Below are 22,476 nucleotides of genomic sequence, written 5' to 3' on the forward strand. Positions count from 1 at the left end.
TTATAACTTCAATGAATTATCAAGATTATGCAATAACAACTGGTAGTGCAACCGGGTGTTTTTGTCTGGATGATTTATTTTCCCTTTCAAAATATTCCGTATTTTAAGCAAATAGCCGTAATATAATCCATCTTGCGGGCGAGCAATAAAGTAAGTTGCCGATGACGGTTCGTATCCGGCAACCGGATTCAAAGAAACATTTTCCACATGTTTGGATGCATCCGGACGACATGAACAGAAAGAGCTGTGGGCTATTGGAGATGACCCTCTCAAGAAATCTGGAATACCGATGAATCCTTCTCCTGACAAAGATTTTGTTTTGGCTTCTTTCCCGATTTTTATTCCGGCGCCGATTCCTACATATTTCACAAAAAGATTTTGCATTTTTATTTGATTCTCGGATAGTTTTTCGCCGGATAAGGTAGGTTTCCATACATATTGATAAACATCTTCTAAACAGTCTGTTACAGTATAAGCGTTTTTCTCTGCTTTGAGTGCGGATAATTCTACTTTATTCGGAGAGGCGATAACAGCTTTCATAACTTCATTTCTCAACAAATCTGCAGGAGACCCCATCAGGGATATTTCTTTCATCAGTTCTTTGTTATCGATCCAGTCCATAGAGGATATTTGGTCTAACAGGAATTTTACGGCAGCTTTTTGTTTCTCGGCAGGCACACTCATCACCGCTTCAACCTTATCTCCTACATGTTTCTCATTTAAATAAATACCGCCTACATTACCGTAAACATGCATTAAATAAGTGAGATACTGCATGATTACTCCATTATAAATAGAAGTTCGGTAAGAATAATCGGGATCTTCTTTGTCCACCCAATTGTTTAGATTTTCCAGAATGTATTTTAAATTTTTTATGCCGTATTCGCTCGCTTTCATTGCATTATCGCCTAAATCTTCTGTCTGGGATTTCGGATCGATAATCTGTCCTTGCTGTTTCCCGTAACGGTATATAGGATTCCCGGATAACTCTGAGATCCATTTAGATGTTATCTTATATTCATCTTTAGCTGTCGATGTGTTAGGTAACGGTGTATAGTTCCATTTGACAAGAAAACGGTCATATTCTCCAAAACGGGGTGGAGTTAATTTTACTCCCCTCTCCATGTCTCCCGGCTGTGCTACATAGTTGAATCGGGCGTAGTCCATGATAGACGTCGTCGTACCGTATTTTTGTGTAAATGAGGGAGACCGTAATGAATCGACGGGAATTACGGAAGACGCACTCATGTTATGCATAAAACCTAAACAGTGTCCGACTTCATGTGAGATAACATAACGCAATCCGTCTCCGATGATCTCGTCCGGAATAAGCGTATGTCGCACCCGTTTATCAGCTTGAGATGTTTGGATGAATAACCAATTATTTAATAATTCTATTGCATCGTGGTATAAATAGACCGAGGCACTTAGAATTTCTCCGCTACGCGGATCTACCCATGAGGGACCCATTGCATTTTCTATGGCAATCGGAGCATAACGGATACAGGAATATTTGATGTTATCGGGATCGAATTCCGGATCGTTTTCAGGGAAATCGACAGCTTTGATAGCATTTTTAAATCCGATTTCCGAAAATAGTTCGTTCCATTGATTTACACCTTCTTTAATATATTTACGCCATTTTTCCGGGAAGTTGTTGTCTATATAAAAAACAATCGGTTTTTTAGGTTCGACTTTTTCTCCGCGTTTGTAAGCTTCCATATCCGAAGGTTCGAGCCGCCATCGATAGGCATAATATATGTTTTTGGTTTTTTGCTCTTTTGCAGAATAATCGGTTATTTGTACGGGAAATATGGCTATTCTGCTATCTGTAATGCGGGGGCGATATGGGGTTTCTTCCAACAGAATGATAGACCGAGTCATCAATGCTGTGAACGGAATGTCCTTTGCTGATGTTCCGCGGCTACCCGAAATGGTATATGTATAAGACAGATTACTACGAATTAAAACGTTGTCGGGAAAGGCTTTTATTTCTCCTAAACTCGATTTATCTTTTTGAAAGATTTCTGATCTTCTCATGCCCCAACTCAGATTGGCGCTATATTTGTCGAATGGAGTCATCAACTTATTGTCCCCTACAAAAAAATCTGTTACGTCAAATACTACTGCACTGCTATCCGGTGTATAGACCGAAATTTTGAAAGTTTCTAATATCGCATCTATGTTACTTTTTGCAATGGAGCGTTGAATATTTTCATCTTGATCGGAATTTATGTTTTCTGATTGAACAAGATTCATGCAGATAATATCATTCATTTTTGAAAATCGGAAATGAATCGGATCTGTCGGTTTAGAACCGATAATTGCATTTGCATTATCACTGATCTCGGAGACCGTCGATCCTAAAAGCATATCGCGGTTTAAAAGATTTATCGGGAGTTCGAAATACAGTTTCCCTTTCATTTTGTGCATCTTTATCAAGCCGTTTACAGTCGTATGCTTTTCAGAAAAGAATTTGTCGTATTCACTCTTTTCTTTAACAGCTTCTTTGTTCGCCTCATTTTTTTTCTTTTTCTTAAAAATACCTGCCGAGCATTCCGGCTGATATAATCCGAACGCAAAACTGCATGTCAGGATCAACAACAATTTGTTTACTTTTATCATTATATAGTTGATTATTGATTTTGAGTCAAGAAATACAGGCTATCCATTAATATGCAAAAGCAAAATTAAACTATTATTCTTTATCTTTCTGTACATTAAAAGTTTTTTTCAAGCAGAAACATAATAATCATATTCGATATGATTATGAAATTAATTATTAATATAGAAGCAAATAATAAATTTTTACTATCGGATTGTATTCAAGCAAAATTGTGTACCTTTGTTTGGCTACTGATAGCATCTGAGGTTTCAATGGTATGTATCTGGAAATAATCATAAATATTGAGAGAATATGAGTTTTAATATCGTAAGAGATAATAAAAAGCGTGTCGTTATTGTGGGAGGTGGATTCGGAGGCTTGAAATTGGCGAATAAGTTGAAAAAATCGAATTTTCAGGTCGTATTGATCGATAAAAATAATTACCACCAATTTCCGCCGTTAATATATCAGGTCGCTTCGGCCGGGATGGAACCGACTTCTATATCTTTTCCGTTTCGTAAGATATTTCAACATCGTAAAAATTTCTATTTCCGTATGGCTGAGGTCCGGGCGATCTTTCCCGAGAGAAATATAATTCAGACTTCTATCGGAAAAATTGAATATGACTATCTTATTTTAGCAGCCGGTACGACGACTAATTTCTATGGCAACCGACATATTGAAGAAGAGGCGATACCGATGAAAAATGTGTCTGAGGCAATGGGCCTTAGAAATGCTCTTTTAGCGAACTTTGAACGGGCTCTTACTTGTGCGACTAAACAAGAGCAGCAGGAACTTTTGAATGTTGTGGTTGTAGGTGGAGGCGCTACTGGGGTGGAGGTCGCCGGGGTTCTTTCGGAAATGAAAAAATTTGTATTACCGAATGATTATCCCGATATGTCCAGTAATCTGATGCATGTTTACTTGATTGAGGCAGGACCTCGTCTGCTTGCAGGAATGTCCGAAAAATCTTCTGCTCATGCAGAACAGTTTCTTCGGGAAATGGGCGTGAATATTCTGTTAAATAAAAAAGTAGTAGATTATCGTAATCATAAAGTGGTTCTTGAAGACGGTAGTGCAATAGCAACACGTACGTTTATTTGGGTGAGTGGAATAACTGGCGTGCCAATTAGAAATATGGACTCTTCTTTAATAGGGAGAGGAGGCCGAATCAAAGTGAATGAATATAATCAAGTAATAGGGCTGAATAATGTGTTTGCGATTGGCGATCAGTGTATTCAGTTGACCGATAAGAAATACCCTAATGGACATCCTCAGTTGGCACAAGTCGCAATACAGCAAGGAGAATTATTGGCAAAAAATCTGGTCCGGTATGAAAAGGGAATGAAAATGAAACCTTTCCATTACCGAAATTTGGGTTCTATGGCGACCGTGGGACGTAATCGGGCTGTGGCCGAATTCAATAAGGTGAAAATGCAAGGTTGGTTTGCTTGGATAATGTGGTTGGTTGTTCATTTACGATCTATTTTAGGTGTTCGGAATAAGGTAATCGTGTTGTTGAATTGGATATGGAATTATCTTACTTATGATCAGTCTATGCGTATGATAGTATATGCCCGTAAGGCCAAAGAAATACGTGATCGGGAAATTATAGAAGCTACGACTCATCTCGGAGATGATTTGATGCAAGAACAACAGCAGAAAGAGCAGCAAAAAGTAGAACGATCTGAATAGTAATTTTTAATAAATTCTAAAATTATTCAATTATGAAAGTCGCAATTATCGGGGCCGGAAATATGGGAGGGGCTATTGCTAAAGGATTAGCTCAAGGAACAATTATCAAGAACAGTGACATAATAGTGGCTGATCCGGATATAAAAAAGTTAGAACAATTGCAGAGTCATGCTCCTGAAATATCGATTGTAACTCAAAATCAAGAGGCCGTAAATTGGGCGGATGTGATTATTCTGGCTGTGAAACCTTGGTTGGTGTCCGAAGTATTGGGACAGTTAAGAATAGATCCGGAGAGACAACTTTTGATTTCTATTGCCGCAGGTGTAAGCCTTGAGCAATTGGCTCAAATAACTTCTTCTAAAATGACGATCTTCAGATTAGTTCCCAATACGGCTATATCAGAAATGGCAAGTATGACATTGATTTCATCTTTCAATGCGTCGGAAGAACAAGAACGGCAAATTGTTGATATTTTTAACGAAATGGGATTGGCAATGCTTATTCCTGAGTCGCAGATTGCGGCAACAACGGCTTTGACTTCTTGTGGAATCGCTTATGTCCTGAAATATATATATGCAGCAACGGAAGCCGGAGTAGAGATGGGAGTGTATCCGAAAGCGGCAATGAAAATGATTGCACAGTCTGTAAAGGGAGCTGCCGAACTGGTATTGAATAATGATACTCATCCTGCTATTGAAATAGACAAGGTTACTACTCCCGGAGGAATAACGATCAAAGGGTTGAATGAGTTGGATCATGCCGGATTCACTTCTGCAATTATTAAAGCAATGAAAGCAAGTCGATAAATCCGAAAAAATGTCGTTTGAAGAAGCCGTATTCTTATGAGGGTTTTGTATATTTGGAAAATAATCTAATTAAATATATATGTCAGTAAATAAAGTTATTCTTATTGGAAACGTGGGTAAAGATCCCGATATAAGATATCTCGATAATAATGTATGTGTCGCAAATTTTCCACTGGCGACAACCGATCGGGCATATACTACTCGTGCAGGAGTTCAGATTCCTGAAAAAACAGAATGGCACAATATCGTTTTGTGGCGTGGATTGGCGGAAATAGCAGAAAAATATGTCCGTAAAGGAACTCAACTTTATATTGAAGGAAAGATTCGCACTCGTTCTTGGGTAGATCAAAGCAATATCACTCGTTATACGACAGAGATTTATGCGGATAATATGGAACTGTTGGGACGTAAAAACGAACAAATCGGGGCGTCTCCGGTTTCTCAAATCGATAATCCTGTGCAACCGTCATTAACTTCTCCGGTACAAGGGAGTAATGTGGATTCTGGGAATAATGATATAGATGATTTGCCGTTTTAATTTTTTAATTGTACTTTTGCCAAGAGTACAACATACTCACACATAAATAGTTCCTTCCCGGTTTGACAGGAAGGCACTATTTCTTGTATGGCGGAGAGATTCCGAGAGGAGTATCTTCGATATGTTTAACTAATATTTATTTACTTGGACCCGGACAGTTATTTATCGACATTTCTTACCTCAATAGAGGTTTTACCTATTACATCAGGTGGTATTTTTGCGCTCTTTATGGCGTTTTTGTGTTTAGTTTTTTCCGGTTTTGTATCTGCTTCGGAGATTGCGTTTTTCTCCTTATCTCCGCAAGACCAAGCCGAAATCGAAGAAGAAAAGAAGACTCAGGATGTTTTAATAAAAAATCTGTTAGCCCGTTCTGAATATCTGTTGGCGACAATCTTGATCGCTAATAATCTTGTCAATGTTGCGGTAGTAATGCTTTGCAATTTTTTCATTTCGGAAACGATCATATTCAGAAGTCCGGTTATCTCTTTTTTGTTTCAAGTTGTAATTTTAACATTTCTATTGTTGCTTTTCGGAGAGATTATGCCGAAGATCTATGCAAAACATAACTCTCTGACTATGGCACGCAGAGCAGCAGGAGTGTTGACCCATCTTGAGAAAATGTTTCGTTGGTTGTCTTGGGCTTTGATTAAATCTACTCATATTATTAATAAACATATTTCGCGGAAAAATACTAATTTGTCTATGAACGAACTTTCTCAAGCATTGGAGATGACTCAGGTCGATGAGAATGAAGAGAAAGAAATGCTTGAGGGAATTATCAAGTTCGGGGGAAAGACTGTGGAAGAGATAATGACTTCTCGCGTTGACATGACAGATATAGATATACGTATCAGCCTTTCTTCGTTAATAAAGATAATCGTTGAAACCGGATACTCCCGATTACCGGTGTATGAAGGTTCACAGGATAATATTAAAGGGATTATTTATATTAAAGATTTACTACCCTATATAAAAGAGAAAGATTTTGATTGGTCGAGTTTGTTAAGGCCTGCATATTTTGTTCCGGAAACAAAGATGATAGATGATTTGTTGGAAGAATTCCGGAAACAGAAAATTCACATGGCTATCGTCGTAGATGAGTTTGGAGGAACATCCGGAATCGTTACGATGGAAGATATTCTGGAGGAGATTGTCGGAGAAATCAGTGATGAGTATGATGAAGAAGAACAGCAGTATGTGAAGATCGATGATAATACTTATATTTTTGAAGGAAAGACGTTGCTAAATGATTTTTATAAAATTACCGGCATCGATGAAAACGACTTCAATGAAATTTCGGAAGATGCGGAAACTCTTGCCGGTTTGATTTTAGAAATAAAGGAAGATTTTCCTGCTGAGAAAGAGAAAATTTGTTATGGGAAATATCTGTTTACTATTTTAGAAGTAGATAAACGTCGTATAATTAAGATTAAAGTCAGAATCGACCGTGAAGAAAAAGAATAAACAAGCTCGGACTTTGTATTATTATGGGTTCGGAATATTCCTTTTTATGTTGTTGATACTGCTTACAGTAGCGGGCTGTCGTCAGGATTATTCTCCTAAACCTGACGGATATTTGCGAATCGATCCTCATCCGAAAGCGTATAAATTAATTGATAAAACCGGTTTTCCCCTTTCTTTTGAAATATCGCAGAGCGCACAAGGTATCATAGACAATTCTGTTGCATCTGCATGGATAAATATTATATATCCTCGTTATAAAACTACGGTTTATTGCACTTATATTCCCATAGATAAAAAAAATAAAACCTGTATTTTTGCTGAAAGTAAAGAGCTTGTATATCGTCACGGAATCAAGGCGGAAAAAATTCAGGCTCAATTGTATGAAAATGCTGAACGGCATTTATATGCTACTTTATATTCGTTAACAGGAAATACGGCGACACCATTGCAGTTTACGGTTACCGACAGTATTTCCTATCTTTTTCGAGGGGCATTATACTTCGATACTCCTGTTAAGAGAGATTCTGTTGCTCCGGTGATAGAATATGTGACACAAGATATTATGCACTTGATAGAAACCGTACAACCTCAAAAATAATATGCCGTTAATCTCTATACAAGAAATGATTCCGGGTGTTAGGATTGCTCTTTGGAAACCTGAGGAAACTCCGGAAGAACTGTTATCGATATTAGGAAATACACATTTGTATGAGTCGATAATGGCGTCTTGTAAAACAGAAAAACGGAAGATAGAAAAGCTTACGACCCGAATTCTGATAAATTTGCTGCAAAAAGGAGAGGCGGAAATAAAATATAATGATAATGGAAAGCCTTATCTTGTTTCTTCATCTGAATATATTTCTGTTTCTCATACTCAATGTTGTATTGCCGTTGCAATATCTTCCCGGCCGATAGGAATCGATGTCGAAAGAATTGCAACAAAGGTTCTCGCTCTAAAGGAAAAATTTTTAAGTGTTTCTGAAATACAGTCGATCGACTCGAACAAAGAACTCATCCACACATTATTACTGTGGTCTGCCAAAGAGTCTATCTTTAAATTAATGGATGCGACAGGAGTAGATTTCAAAAAGAGCATCCATATAAAAAAGTTTATTCCTGAAGTTAGCGGTTTATTTGTAATTGGCGAATCGCATACGCAAAAGCACAACTTTTATACGATTTTTTATAAAGTATACCCACAGTATGTTCTGACAATTTGTTTTTAGAAACTGTTTAAAATTCTTTTGTAAAGAATGAACAGTTTTTTAATTGTTTGTATTATATCTATTTTAATACAATAGAAAGCTTTTACTCTTTAAAAACTTGATTTATTATAAATTTAATATTCTATGTAATAGAAAATAATACACTTTTTTATTATCCGTATATTTATTTTGTACAACACACATAAAAAATAAATTATCATGAAAAATCTTTTTATTGGTAAATATTTGGTTATTGCCTTATGCCTGTTGTCGGTTCAATCTCTTATAGCAAAAGACATATATTTGTCTGTTAATGGAGTGGATACCAATAATGGGTTATCTGAAAGCGGGGCGGTAGCTACGTTGACAAAAGCCCTTTCATTAATAGAGGACGGCGATAATATAAGGGTATCTGGGATAATAGACGTGTCTAAAGAAGTTTCCGGGATAGAGGGAGTTGCTATACCGCAAATGGGGTTTTCGATTATTGGAGATTCTCCTTCGACTTCAGGTTTTACGGGTAACGGTGTTACACGGATTTTTAATATTGACTCTAATGATAAAGAGACACAGTATAAAAATTTATCTTTTATAAATGGTGCGCAAAATCAGACAAAAGGGTCTGCAGTCTTTATCCAAAATTCAAGATCTGTATTTACAAACTGTATTTTCAAAAACAATATTGCTGTATCTTGTAAGGGAACAGTATACCTCTATACTCCGAATCAAGTAGAATTTTATGATTGTATATTTACGGATAATCAGGTGCAGCAGGGAGGAGCTGTTTTCTCTGAAATGCGTGGAAAATTAGTAATGGATCGATGTATGATCACAAATTGTAATCTTCAGTCGGTTGCGAATTCTAACGGTGGGGGACTTCAGATACTCGGAATAGAATCTTTTGTATTGAAAAACTCTACTGTTCGCAATTGTTCGGTGGCACAAAGAGGCGGAGGTATCAATATAGAAAATAATATCAACACGAACGAAATAGTCAGAAGCTCGATACGTATCGAAAATTCTCTTCTTGCAGAAAATAATGCAACAGATGCCGGAGGTGCTATTGCTATAAAAAATGCACTTTCTGATAATATTATGGATATGCAGATAATAAATTGTACGATCTGGAAAAATTATGTGAAGACTCAGGGGGGAGCTGCTTTATATATTCCTTCGGCTCAGAAAGGCAGTAGTGTAAGTATTGTTAACTGTACCATAACCGAAAATACGGCTTCTGGCAACAGAGGTTTTGGTTGCGGATTATGTTTTTGGAAAGAGAATGATAATACTTCAACCCAGCTTTTGGCAAAACGGATATATAACTCGATCGTTGAATCGAATATGACCGATCCGCAAGGCCAATCTTCAGATATGGGTTTTCGTTATACTCCTGTAGAAGGGGAAGATCTTTTTATCTCTAATACTTATTTGGGCTTCGGGGTTCAAACTGGCGCTCCTCTTAAATTGGAAACAGGAAATGGAAATGTTTCGGGATATGAATTGTCTCGCTTATCCGGACTTGTATCTTCAACCGAAGAATATGTAAATCGTCAAAACTCTATTCCTTTGTTTCCGAATTGTGATGCGTTGACTGCAGGAAAAGCTTCGTTTTTGCAAGATCTTGGAATAAATACCGATCAAATAGGGAATATCCGTTCATTCGAAAATGGAACTTGTGCCGTCGGTGCTGTGGAAATGGCTGCGACGTTAGATCCGGGAAAAATAGACGGAAGTTATCAGCATATAATCATGTATGGACAGAGTCTATCGACCGGACATCAGTCTTGGCCGGTCATATCGACGGAGAATGTTTCGGGAAATTTTATGATCGGAGATCAGGTATGGATCAACTATGGTAATAAAAACTTTGACGAGATAAAACCTTTGATAGGAAATGTATCAGCTGCTTTTGCGAATAATAGTAATATCCGAAACCGGAATGCTGGGACAATTGCAGAATGTCCGTTGTTAGGTGCAGTAAACCATATTCAAAAGAAACTTCAACCGGGAACAAATATTTTGGCAACCTCTGCCGGGACAAGCGGGACGAGTATCGAAGAGCTTTCTAAAGAAAATGAATTTTCTACCTGTTACAGCCAATTCAGCAATACTTTGTTGCAGGGTTCTAAACTTGCCTTTGAAAATAATAAGAGTATTTCTTGTCCGGTAATATTTTTCATGCAGGGCGAATATAATTATACATCGTACGAAAATAAAGGTATGACTGTCGGATCATACAGTACTACTGACGGAAAGTTATATTATAAATATTTATTGCAGTTAAAGAACAACATGCAGGATGCCGTAAAGAAATATTATGGACAAGACGATGCTCCATTGTTTATTACATATCAGACAGGGGCTCAATATACTCGGGGCACTACGTTAGAGGTCGGTATGGCTCAATTAAATGCTTCTAATGAAAATGAAGATATTGTATGTGCCGGACCGGTATATCCGATGACCGATCGAGGGGGGCATCTCGATAGTAACGGTTATCGTTGGTATGGAGAAATGTTGGGGAAAGTATATTATAAAACTTGTATTTTGAAAGAGGATTTTAAACCGTTGCAACCGATTGAGATTACCCGTAATCCGGAAAACGCTAATGAGATATCTATCCGGTTTATAGTTCCTAAATTACCTCTTGTTTTTGATTCAAAATTGGTTGAGTCTCAAAAAAATTTAGGATTTGTTCTTTCTAATAATGGTGTGGAACAGACTATTACAAATATACAAATAAAAGATGATTGTGTAGTATTGACGAGCGCTTCTCCGCTGACCGGGAATGTAGAAGTGTCTTATGCTACACAAAAAACTAATGGACATGGAAATCTTCGGGATAGTGATGATTACGAGGCTTTTTTCAACTATATTGATTTAGATAAAAAGGTCAATGGAGAATATGTGTATCCGAGAGATGAGAATGAAACGACTTTAAGACCAAATTATGAACCGAGAGATGAAAATTTCAAAATTATTTATGATCAACCTTATCCGTTGTACAATTTCAGTGTAGCTTTTTATTATAAGATACCTCAGGGAGAAAATATATATAAAGTTCCAAGTCTGTCTGCAGTAAATAAAGTGACGGAAAATATGCCGCTGATATACCAAAATGGAAATAATTTGATTGTGCAGTTACCGAATAATGAAAAGGGTACGGCAATGATTTTCAATATGTACGGACAAAATTTAAAATCGGTTATTTTGGATGAAAATAAGACGAGTATTCCCGTTGCATCTTTGGATAAAAAGATTTATATCGTCAAAATTTTGACCAAAAACGGAAGTATAACTCAAAAAGTACAGATTCGATAAGGTTCGGGAATAATCTATGTAGAACCTTGTAAATTAATGATATACTGTGAGAAAATATATGATTGATATTAAAATAGGAAATAGCGTTTTTTAAGAAATTTTCCGGAAAAACGTTCATTTATTTGGACAAATATAGAATTTTTTAACCCAAAAAACAATCTTGCTAAAAATATTTTTATCTTCAGCACTTTAAAGGTAAGAATAAAAATTTAAAATTTTCCGGAAAACTAAGTCCAAATAAACGAACGTTTATTTAAAGTGATTTGCTGAAGTGTAAAAAATATGGTCATCACATTGATTTTATTTTATTCTCATAAACGTTCATGAACAGGATAAAAAGAATTTGTATTAAATATGTTTTAACCATGAGAAAAATAATATTGTTATTTTTTATATTCTTGCCGTTTTTTCTTAATGCACATGAACCTAATTATGGATTGTATTTTAAATCCCATAGATATATGGGAGCGGAGCGTACGGCATTGGTTCTTAATAATAACAAACCTTTTAGCCTGAATAAAGAATTTATTCTTTCATTCGATATGAGTTTGAGAAATGAATTCATTTTCGGTACTGTATTTAAAATAATAAGTGATACGCAAGATGTCATATCGCTCAATTTTATTGCTGATGAGAAAAATAACCAATATCCTATACTCTCTATAAATGATAATGTATACCCTATAACCAATAGAATAGAATTGAATAAATGGTTCTTTGTGAATATTCGATTCTCTGCGAAAAAAGATTCGGTGCTGTTGGATTATGACAAAATACATCTGGCAATACCTTTTTCTTTTAAAGATTGGAGAGAAGTGAGCCTTTATTTCGGAGTATGCAGGCATTCTAATTTTTCATCAGCTGAAATTCCTCCGATGAATGTCCGGGATATAAAAATTCATTCCAATAATAAATTGATTCGATATTGGCAACTTAAACGGCATACGATAGATTGTTGTTATGATGAAATCCAAGATATTCCGGCTATTGCCGTAAATCCGGAATGGATTATTGACAATCATACACGATGGGATTTTTTATATTCCAAAGAATTTCCAGAACTTACAAATCCCCAATATGCCTTTGATCCTCAAAAAAATCTTATATACATAGTTCCTGACCATAAAACGGTTATATGTTATAATCCAAGGTCTGGGAAAGATAGTATCATCCTTGTAAAAGGGGGGTATCCGGCATCGAGAAGTACAAATCAACTGATTTTTGATACGGTAAGGAACAAGCTTGTTTCTTATAATTTGGATGAACGTACCGTGTCGGAATTTTCGTTCGAGAATGACTGTTGGAGTAAAGAAACGCCTTCGGTCAAGGAACATAGTTTTTGGCATCATACCACATCTTTTTATGAAAAAGGACATTCTATATTTGCTTTTGGGGGATATGGTTTTTATTTATATAAAAATGATTTGTTCAAAATAAGCCCTGAAAAAGCGGAATGGGAAAATGATAAACTTATTGTGATTCCTCCGAGATATTCTTCTGCATCGGTAATCGTTGATGACCATCTTTATATTTTCGGTGGACGCGGATGTAAAACCGGCAAGCAAGAACTGAATCCGCATATATATTATGATTTATATTCTGTAAATCTGAAAACAAAAGAGACGAAGCTTATTCGGCAATTCAAAGAAAAACGGCAATTCTTACCTTGTGGAAATATGATTTATAATTCTGCAGATTCTTGTTTTTATGTCTTGACCAATTGGCAAAAGGGAACTTTATTTAAGATTTCTTTAAATCATGCTGACTTGCAAGAGGCATCGAGCCCTATAAACCAGTCGGCAATAGAATCGGATTATACATTTTATACATTGTTTTATTCGGAACAAGATTCGAAACTATATGCGTTGTTCTGTAAAAATTTTAAGACAGGAAGTTCTGATATTTCTATATTCGAGATAAATTATCCTCCGATAGCTCAATCCGATATTGTGCAGGAAGTTCCGGACAAATCTGCTCAATTGATATGTTGGGGAAGTTGTATTGGATTAGGGATTGTTTTGTTGTTTTTGATTGCAATTTATATCTATCGGAAAAAAAAGAGAAAAATTCGTTTTCAGGATATGTCTCATGAAACAGATGCATTTGAACAGCCTCATGCCAATAAGACGAAAAATAATTCTCGACAATGCATCAATTTGCTTGGAGGATTTAATATCATAGACAAGGAGGGACGGGACATTACCGTACATTTTACTCCTATATTGAAGAACCTCCTGCTTCTTATATTATTATATAGCGAAAATGACGGAAAAGGTATAAACAGTAAAAATATAGAAGCGATCTTGTGGCCGGACAAAGAGGAGAAGTCGGCGCGTAATAATCGTAATGTTTCCATTACTCGGCTTAAAACCCTTCTTTCTGAGATAGGGAATATTCAACTATATAATGATAATCGATTTTGGAAGTTGACTTTAGGAGAAGACGTGTCTTGTGATTATTATCGGGTATTGGATCAGATGAGAAAGATCAAGGAGCATCCGGAATTAAAAGAACGGCTATTGCCCGAAGTGCTTGATTATTTAATGTTAGGGCCTTTGCTCCCTCATACGCAGATAGATTGGGTAGATAAATTTAAGAGTGACTATACGAGCCTTGCTATTGATTTCTTGAATAGACTTTTGCAAGAAAATGATTCTAACGATGTAACCAAGTTACAGCTTACGGATGTAATTTTTCTATATGACTCGTTAAATGAGGATGCTTTAACTATGAAATGTTATATTCTGTATAATTCTGGGAAAAAAGGTCTGGCAAAAAATACGTATGATAATTTCTGTAAAGAATATTTCTCTTTATTGGGTGAAAAATATAAATATAGTTTAGCTCAAATTTTGGAATTTGCAGAACATCAGGATAAAGTGAAACATGCATAAAAAAGACGTGAAATGACCTTTTATGTTATGAATTAGACGTATTAAAATAGTAGTCATAAAAGTAGTGCTGCTTTAACTTATTTATATATGAGTTAAAACAGCACATTCTTAATTCAGGAATGTTATTTTTATCGATTTGGATTTTGCATTAAAAAGATTTTGATACTATAAGAGAAAGGGGCTATCCGATTTTTTGGATACCCCCGAATGCAATTGAGCAAATTGTAACGTTATTTTATAAATTTCTTTGTAACGACTTTCCCTTTTGACGATGTACATTTTACGATATATGCACCACGTTCCATATTTTGAGTAGTTATAACAGTCGTGTTTTTTTGCTCGGCAACTTTATATCCGGATATAGCGTATATTTCCATATCGACTGGTTCTGTAACTCGGATTTCTTTGTTGCTGATAACAATTTCAGGATAAAATTCTATCGTATTGGTCGAAATTCCTGATAATTCACCATTAAAGTCGGGATCTACACTTCCGGTAAATCGTACAAACCAATATTGGATATTATTATCTGCATATATCCAAATTTCATCACCGGCATTATATGTGTAATCTGTTGAGAATGGCTCAAATCCGTTAGCTCCTTCTACAATATTCGTGTTTCCGGTAGTTAATACAGATATTGTGCCTGCATTATATTTGCTGATAATAACATTTCTGTCTTGTCCTGTACTTCCGGTAATTGCACCTACGGAGATCGATCCATCCGAAGTAGGTTTAAATTTTATGACGCGGTTTGCCGGGATATTTGTATCAGGATCGATTTTTGAATCGCCTCCGGCTTTTAATTGTCCTGCTAATTTGGTTTTTGTTCCATCGATATTGAAACTTTTATTACTGGAGGCCCAAGTCATGGTTAATGTTTTTGAAGACCCTTCTGGTGTAGGACCTACATATATAACCAGTCCGTCTTTTATACATGTTTCTGTAAACTCTCCTGTCGCACTGTAAAATGTTGATAAATCCCATAATTTATTGCTTATTACAGGTTTTTCTCCGTTAGGAGTATATCTAATAGCATAAAAGTTTATTCCGGCATTGGTTGTGAGAGTAAGAGTCGTTGCAGGACCGGTATAATTCATAGTTATGTAATCTGTACTTTCATCTCCTTCAGCTTTTGTGAACAGAGTATATCCTTCTATGGTGAATGATCTTTCCGGTTCACTGGTACTGCTCGATAGAGCTGCTATTTCGATTGTCCCCGGTCCGGTTACAGGAAAGGTGAGGGAGCGATCTCCTCCACCGGATTTTAATCTTTTAGTATATTGGTCAGTACCGAAAGTTTTGGTATTGGGTTCTACTGTCCACACTTTACTGGCATTAATCTCTAATCCGTTTATGGGTGTATTTTCCGTAATTGTTCCATCAGAGAGATTTTCAAAAGACCATGTCGTAGTTTGCGCTTTAATTCCTAATGAAAGAGCTGCGAATACAAGAAAAGTAGTAAATGTCTTTTTCATATATATAAATTTTAGTTAATGATCGATATGCAAATGTATTTGTATCGAATGCTTTGGAATAGGAATTTTTGATGCTTTATGTGGATAAATTGGAATAGAAAAGGAAATCTTTCTTTTGTCCTGTTTTAGAAAGGTTTTTATTGATTGATTTGTAAGGGAAATTATAGAGAGGTTATAGAGCTTGTCGCACATTTGTACGTTAGTTAATAGATACATACCTTTGAATAGACATGGAGCAAGATCGAAGAGCTTGTGGTTCAAGAAGCCGTTTGAATTTTGTCCCGGTCAGGTTTTAAAATTTCTTTATCGAAAAAATTAGATAAGCTCATTAGGGGGGGTAAAATAAAAAAAGACAACTTTAAAGCTGTCTTTTGAGCCGATAGAGGGATTCGAACCCACGACCCCGAGATTACAAATCACGTGCTCTGGCCAACTGAGCTATATCGGCAAGTGGGTAAGCGACCTACATCGCGTCGCTACGACCGGCTACCCTTGCTGCGGTCAAGCCCTGGGGGATTGACCGGGAGCTGACCGTGTAGGACTTACCCGGCTGCAAAAGTAGATATTTTTTTCTGTTCCGCAATAGCTGTGTCTGAAAAAAATATATAGAAAGAATTCATTCGTTTAAAAACTAAATAGTTAGTTCAGTATATTTTTTTTGTTTATCTTTCTCTGATTAATCCTAATTTGCACATTTTATTGTCTCATATCGAAGTTCATGACATAAAAAATAATAACTTTGCCGTTGTTGATAAAATAAGTTTTATAGCAAAATAAGGTTACGAATGTTACGAGAAGCACCTAAAAAGTCGATCGCGCGTTACGCAATGGAATATGGAGTTTATTTCGGAATATATTTGATTGTGAAATTTGCATTGACTACATTTAGTTTGAATAACTTTGTCGCGAATTTTGTATCGGAAGTTTTATTGATAGCGATTCCGTTTATACTTTATTATATTATGCGGCATTATAAAAAACAAGACGGAGGAAATGTGCGTTTCTCACAATTGTGGATGTTCGGAATATTTTTGTTTTTCTTTGCATCGTTGTTGAGCGGAGTTGCCGAATATGTTTATTATAGATATATAAATCCGACTTACATAGAGATGCAAATGGCTGCAGTACTCGACCTGATTGAGAAGATGACACAAGCTCAGGATTCGGAAATGTTACAAGTGATGAGGGACGGCTTAGCAAAAGGCGGAGCTCCTTCTCCGATTGAGATGGTATTTCAGACGATTTGGGCGAATGTGTTTTTCGGGTCTCTGTTATCTATAATTATAGCTTTGATAGTTTCCCGAAAAAAGAAAATAAAAACCTTATAAATTAGAGTATGGATATTTCATTAGTTATACCATTATATAATGAAGCTGAATCTCTTCCTGAACTGACGGAATGGATTACCCGGGTGATGAATGCGAATAAATTTTCGTACGAGATATTATTCATAAATGATGGAAGTACCGATAATTCGTGGAAGGTGATTGAGGAGTTGAGTGCAAAAGACGAGCACATCAAGGGCGTTAAATTCCGTCGTAATTATGGAAAATCTCCGGCTTTACATGTCGGTTTTGGTAGAGCTGAAGGAGATGTTGTAATTACTATGGATGCCGATTTGCAAGATAGTCCTGATGAGATTCCGGAATTGTATCGTATGGTTATGGAAGATGGCTATGATCTTGTATCGGGCTGGAAGAAAAAACGTTATGATCCTTTATCGAAAACTATTCCTACGAAGTTGTTCAATGCAACGGCAAGAAAAGTTACCGGAATATATTTGCACGATTTTAATTGTGGATTAAAAGCATATCGAAACGAAGTGGTTAAAAGTATCGAGGTATATGGTGATATGCATCGGTATATACCCTATTTGGCAAAAAGTGCAGGCTTTTCGAAGATTGGGGAAAAAGTAGTTCACCATCAGGCGCGCAAGTATGGTGTGACGAAATTTGGTCTGAGTCGTTTTGTAAATGGGTATTTAGATTTGCTGACCCTTTGGTTTTTTAATAAGTTTGCGGTGAAGCCGATGCATTTTTTCGGATTTTTGGGAAGTCTGATGTTTGTGTTGGGATTTTTCTCGGTAATAGCGGTTGGTGTATATAAATTATATTCGATGTATCATAATATGCCGTATCGATTAGTAACAGATTCTCCGTATTTTTATCTTTCGCTTACGGCAATGATTTTGGGAACTTTGCTTTTTTTAGCAGGTTTTTTAGGAGAATTGATTTCTCGGAACTCAGTAGAACGTAATCGATATAATATTGAAAAAGAGATAAAATAATTTCCGGATTAAAGATATAAAATTATGAAAAAGACCGATGGTGATAATGAAGGTTTCGATTTGCTGACTTTAGCGCGTCTGCGATGTTCTGTCCGGGCATATACATCTCGTGCTGTAGAATCGGAAAAGCTTGAATATATATTAGAAGCCGTTCGATTAGCTCCTTCGGCAGTAAATTTTCAGCCTTGGCTTTTTATTGTAATTCAGGATGAGAAAGACCGGAAAAAATTACAACAGTGTTATGACCGAGACTGGTTTACTCAAGCTCCGGTTTATATTGTTGCATGTGGAGATCACCGACAATCATGGAAGCGGAAAAGCGATATGAAAGATTTTTGTGATGTGGATGTTGCGATTGCAGTCGAGCATCTTTGTTTAGCAGCAACGGAACAGGAGTTAGGCACATGCTGGGTGTGCAATTTCGATACGAAGTTATGTGCTGAAATCTTGAACCTTCCTGAGGATATCGAACCTCTGGTTTTAATACCGATCGGTTATCCCGAAAATCCCGATGTATTCGCCTCTACACCGAAAAAACGAAAAGCGTTTAATGAAATTGTAAAATGGGGAAAATATTAGATATTATTTTAGTAGTTTTTTTGCTGGGAATAGGATTTGTATCATGTGGAGACGATGGCTGTATGGAAAATCGTAGCAGTATCCCGTTGATAGCTTTTTATTCCGATGCCGATACGACTCAACGAGTTGCGATAGACTCGCTGACGGTATGGGGAATAGGTCAGATAAATGATTCTTTGCTTTTGGATACAGCCTCGGTAAATCAATTCATGGCGCCATTGAGAGATGGTGTAGATACGACAAAATATGTTTTGCGCTATGACCAGGAAAACCTGAATCCCAGATACAAATTCGATACGTTGACATTTGTATATCATTCGTATGTGAAATTTGAATCGGCCGAATGTGGTGCAATGTTTAATTATGTGATCGATGATTTTAGATATACGACTCATCAACTTGTCTCAGCGACATTATTGACTAAGGAGATCGATAACCTGAATATTGAGAATGTAAAACTTTTCTATCATGTTGAAGAAGCGGAATAACTTGCTATCGGTCATTTTTTTGTTGATCGTTTCTGCAACATTCGCTCAGCAACGACAGTCGACAAATTCAGTTCCTCAGAAAAAAGAGGAAAAGAAGGAATCTAAATATAAATTCCCATTATTGAACGGACTTATTTTGGGCGTTGATTTGTATAATCCTGTAGCGAATTTGTTCGGGCAGAAGTATGGAAATTATGAAGCGAGTTTGGAGTTGAATATGTATAATCGCTTTTTACCTACTTGGGAGATTGGGATAGGGCGTGCCGATAACAGACCTGAAGAAATGAATTTTACTTATGTCGGTAAGCCTGCGCTTTATAACCGTATCGGTATAAATTATAATTTTCATTATAATAATGACGGTCCTGGAACTTTTTTCGTAGGATTGCGGTATGGTTTTTCTGCTTTCAAGTATGATATAACAAATATAACATTAGAATCTCCCTATTGGGGAACTTCTTATAGTGAGAGTATTACCGGACAAAAATCTAAAGCACAATGGATCGAGGCGTTAGGCGGTATTCGTGTTCGTTTGTATAAGGATTTGATGATGGGGTGGACTGTCCGTTATAAATGGCTGATAAAGGCAAAAAGTAATGACTTTTCTACTCCGTGGTTTATCCCCGGTTATGGGAATAAAGGTTCTGTTTTGGGGATAACGTATTCGATTTACTATAAATTTCCTTTGAGAAGAAAGGTGGCCGATAATAAAACAGATGCGTCGGTTAAAAAATAAGATTTATAACAAAAGGCTGTTTTGTTGAATTACAAAACAGCCTTTTGTTATGGGAATTATACTCTTGTTAATTCGTTTGAGAACTGTTTTCTTTTATATGAATGGCATATCCGCCGCTACGTGCAATAGGAATAGCTAATTCTGATTTAGAATTTACTCGATAGTTTTTGATGGTATAGGATTGTGGACGGGTTTCATAATCGGCATCTTCTCCATCAGCATATATAGTTGCGATATAGTTCTTGCCCGGATCAAGAAAATTTAAGCGGATATTTGAGACTCTTTTATTTTCATCTGTAATGCCACCGATGAACCATTCGTCTTCCCCTTTCTTTTTTCTGGCGATAGTGATATAATCTCCGGGTTCGGCTTCCAATATTCGAGTATCGTCCCAGTCAACAGGAACATCCTTGATAAATTGAAAAGCATCAGCAAATCTTTCATAATTTTCCGGTAAATCCGCAGCCATTTGTAAAGGACTGTACATCGTTACATATAAGGCCAATTGTTTTGATAATGTTGTGTTAACCCTATTTTTAACATTTGGATCATAATAGCTAAAGTCTGTTTGGAAAATTCCCGGGGTATAATCCATCGGACCTCCGATAAGCCTGGTAAATGGTAATATGGTCTGATGATCTGGTTTGATATTTCCCAATGCCTCATATTCTGTTCCTCGAGCCGATTCTGCAGCCAAATAATTGGGGTAAGTACGATGCATTCCTGTCGGGCGTACAGGTTCGTGAGCATTAATCATGATTTTATAGTCAGCACCTTTTTCGATAGCTCTCAAGTAATGATTTACCATAGTTTGTCCATAATGATGCTCTCCCAAAGGAATAATTGTTCCCACATATCCCGATTTTACGGCATCATAGCCGTTATCTTTCATAAATTGATAAGCTTCATTCATTCGGCGTTCGTAGTTTGGAATCGAAGCTGATGTCTCGTGGTGCATAATCAATTTCACTCCTTTTTGTGCCGCATATTTTTTGAGCTCATTTAAATCGAAATCCGGATAAGGTGTAACAAAATCGAAAACATTCTCTTTCATTGTTCCAAACCAATCTTCCCATCCGATATTCCAACCTTCCACCAATACTCCGTCAAAGCCGTGTTTAGCTGCAAAATCTATATAGCGTTTCACGTTCTCAGTGTTCGCTGCGTGGCGTCCGTTCGGTTCTATCCGAGAATAGTCGATTTCATCAAGCTTTATATTAGACGTGTCTGCATAAGCCCAGGAACCTCCATTTGGAATGAACATTTCCCACCAAACACCTATATATTTCATTGGCTTTATCCATGAGGTATCTTCGATTTTGTTGGGCTCATTTAAATTGAGAATGGTCTTTGACGCCAGAATATCTGCAGCATTATCGCTTATTAATATTGTTCTCCAAGGAGTTTGAGTTGCTGTTTGCATTCTGCCTTTTCCTCCTAACGGGTCTGGAGTCAAATGTGTTGATAATATCACTCCGGTACTATCCAGTTCCAATAACATAGCAGGATAATCTTTTAAAGCAGCTTCATGGATATTTATATAGACCCCGTTACCTTTAAGCATCAGAGGAGTTTGTACAGATATCTCTTTAGTTGGTGTTTGTGCCGAGATTTCTTCGGTAGCGGCATCTATTTGGTGTGAGACTTCTGATAATAATGATGTCGTATAATTATATTCGTTTGTATCGTAGTCTCCTCTTATCCAAAATGCAGTATAATCTTTTCCTAAATTAAATTGAGTAATTTCTTCGGCAATTGTAAAATAAGAAAGATTTTTTTGATTTGGAAATTCATACCTGAACCCAAGTCCATCATCGTATAATCTGAATCGTATAATAACAGTTCTTTTCGGACTACCTTGTTCCAAAGTAATTTCCAGTTCATTATATTGATTTCGTATTTTTTTTACCTCTCCCCATACGGGTTCCCATGTTTCATCAAAAGCAGATGTCGAACTTTTTAATATACTGAAATTATCTACCATAGATGGAATATTTTTCATTTCAAAACCAAGTCTGCTTTTTTCAATAATTATTTTCCCTTTATACAGTAAGGAATAATACGGAATGCCGTTATCGACGTGAAATGTCAGATTTAATTGGCGATTAGGCGATTCAATACTTTGAGCGTGTCCTGTGAGTACCATAATAAAACAAAGAAATAAAAATAAGTTTCTGTACATAATATGTTTTATTTGCCGTTATTTAAAAGAAATGTATTTATAGAACAACGGAGACCTTAGATTTGTTATTGTCAATTTTTCTTTTTTATGAAAGAGGTATTTTCGGAAAATACAAGCTTAATATGAAATGATCTCAGTTTTATGTAGCTTTTTATTCAAAAAAGTTTTTGTGTATAATTGAGTTATTTGCAGGCAGTT

At 36.3% G+C, this 22,476-nt stretch carries 16 protein-coding genes and 1 tRNA gene; 13 read left to right on the forward strand and 4 right to left on the reverse strand.

Annotated elements, in window-relative coordinates:
• Nucleotides 1–2,625: a zinc-dependent metalloprotease gene (locus tag AC0UMU_RS00535; RefSeq protein WP_288639884.1), complete on the reverse strand. Its 2,625-nt coding sequence runs from the start codon at nt 2,623–2,625 to the stop codon at nt 1–3.
• Between the two features lie 292 nt (nt 2,626–2,917).
• Here AC0UMU_RS00535 and AC0UMU_RS00540 point away from each other — a divergent pair, with 292 nt between their 5' ends.
• The 8 genes from AC0UMU_RS00540 to AC0UMU_RS00575 all read left to right on the forward strand — a co-directional run bounded on the left by AC0UMU_RS00540 (nt 2,918) and on the right by AC0UMU_RS00575 (nt 14,528).
• The gene (locus AC0UMU_RS00540) at nt 2,918–4,300 is read left to right on the forward strand and encodes an NAD(P)/FAD-dependent oxidoreductase (protein WP_022601817.1); all 1,383 of its coding nucleotides are present in this window, start codon (nt 2,918–2,920) and stop codon (nt 4,298–4,300) included.
• A gap of 32 nt (nt 4,301–4,332) precedes the next feature.
• On the forward strand, nt 4,333–5,106 hold the full coding sequence (gene proC, locus AC0UMU_RS00545; protein WP_009317928.1) for a pyrroline-5-carboxylate reductase: 774 nt from the start codon (nt 4,333–4,335) through the stop codon (nt 5,104–5,106).
• A 79-nt stretch (nt 5,107–5,185) separates the two neighbouring features.
• Nucleotides 5,186–5,644, forward strand: coding sequence for a single-stranded DNA-binding protein (locus AC0UMU_RS00550; RefSeq protein WP_009317927.1), 459 nt, complete (start codon nt 5,186–5,188; stop codon nt 5,642–5,644).
• Nucleotides 5,645–5,788: 144 nt separating this feature from the next.
• A complete protein-coding gene (gene gldE / locus AC0UMU_RS00555) occupies nt 5,789–7,108 on the forward strand; it encodes a gliding motility-associated protein GldE (protein ID WP_009317926.1) in 1,320 nt (439 codons plus the stop codon).
• On the forward strand, nt 7,092–7,706 hold the full coding sequence (gene gldD, locus AC0UMU_RS00560; protein WP_009317925.1) for a gliding motility lipoprotein GldD: 615 nt from the start codon (nt 7,092–7,094) through the stop codon (nt 7,704–7,706). The genes gldE and gldD overlap by 17 nt, the downstream gene beginning before the upstream one ends.
• A 1-nt stretch (nt 7,707) precedes the next feature.
• Entirely contained in the window at nt 7,708–8,334 is a 627-nt protein-coding gene (locus AC0UMU_RS00565; RefSeq protein WP_009317924.1) for a 4'-phosphopantetheinyl transferase family protein, read from the forward strand.
• Between the two features lie 198 nt (nt 8,335–8,532).
• Nucleotides 8,533–11,634, forward strand: a complete 3,102-nt coding sequence (locus AC0UMU_RS00570; RefSeq protein ID WP_009317923.1) for a T9SS type A sorting domain-containing protein — start codon at nt 8,533–8,535, stop codon at nt 11,632–11,634.
• 365 nt (nt 11,635–11,999) lie between these two features.
• Nucleotides 12,000–14,528: a Kelch repeat-containing protein gene (locus tag AC0UMU_RS00575; RefSeq protein ID WP_278715612.1), complete on the forward strand. Its 2,529-nt coding sequence runs from the start codon at nt 12,000–12,002 to the stop codon at nt 14,526–14,528.
• A gap of 230 nt (nt 14,529–14,758) precedes the next feature.
• Here the strand turns inward: AC0UMU_RS00575 and AC0UMU_RS00580 are convergent, their stop codons facing one another.
• The gene (locus AC0UMU_RS00580) at nt 14,759–16,006 is read right to left on the reverse strand and encodes a T9SS type A sorting domain-containing protein (protein ID WP_288639890.1); all 1,248 of its coding nucleotides are present in this window, start codon (nt 16,004–16,006) and stop codon (nt 14,759–14,761) included.
• A 374-nt stretch (nt 16,007–16,380) separates the two neighbouring features.
• Nucleotides 16,381–16,454 (reverse strand) — tRNA-Thr (locus AC0UMU_RS00585).
• Nucleotides 16,455–16,791: 337 nt separating this feature from the next.
• Between AC0UMU_RS00585 and AC0UMU_RS00590 the strand changes: the two genes are divergently transcribed.
• The 5 genes from AC0UMU_RS00590 to AC0UMU_RS00610 are packed head-to-tail and all read left to right on the forward strand — an operon-like array spanning nt 16,792 to nt 20,096.
• The gene (locus tag AC0UMU_RS00590; protein ID WP_009317920.1) at nt 16,792–17,334 is read left to right on the forward strand and encodes a DUF4199 domain-containing protein; all 543 of its coding nucleotides are present in this window, start codon (nt 16,792–16,794) and stop codon (nt 17,332–17,334) included.
• Nucleotides 17,335–17,342: 8 nt separating this feature from the next.
• Nucleotides 17,343–18,293 (forward strand): glycosyltransferase, encoded by a 951-nt coding sequence (locus tag AC0UMU_RS00595; RefSeq protein WP_022389739.1) that lies wholly within the window; start codon nt 17,343–17,345, stop codon nt 18,291–18,293.
• Between the two features lie 24 nt (nt 18,294–18,317).
• Complete coding sequence (locus AC0UMU_RS00600) at nt 18,318–18,872, forward strand: nitroreductase family protein (RefSeq protein WP_009317918.1); 555 nt, start codon at nt 18,318–18,320, stop codon at nt 18,870–18,872.
• Entirely contained in the window at nt 18,857–19,360 is a 504-nt protein-coding gene (locus AC0UMU_RS00605; RefSeq protein WP_009317917.1) for a DUF6452 family protein, read from the forward strand. Before AC0UMU_RS00600 ends, AC0UMU_RS00605 begins: the two co-directional genes overlap by 16 nt.
• Nucleotides 19,341–20,096, forward strand: a complete 756-nt coding sequence (locus AC0UMU_RS00610; protein WP_009317916.1) for a DUF6048 family protein — start codon at nt 19,341–19,343, stop codon at nt 20,094–20,096. Before AC0UMU_RS00605 ends, AC0UMU_RS00610 begins: the two co-directional genes overlap by 20 nt.
• A 67-nt stretch (nt 20,097–20,163) precedes the next feature.
• Here the strand turns inward: AC0UMU_RS00610 and AC0UMU_RS00615 are convergent, their stop codons facing one another.
• Entirely contained in the window at nt 20,164–22,278 is a 2,115-nt protein-coding gene (locus AC0UMU_RS00615) for a glycoside hydrolase family 97 protein (protein WP_022389738.1), read from the reverse strand.
• Between the last annotated feature and the right edge of the window lie 198 nt (nt 22,279–22,476).

It is taken from the genome of Coprobacter fastidiosus (assembly GCF_982245605.1).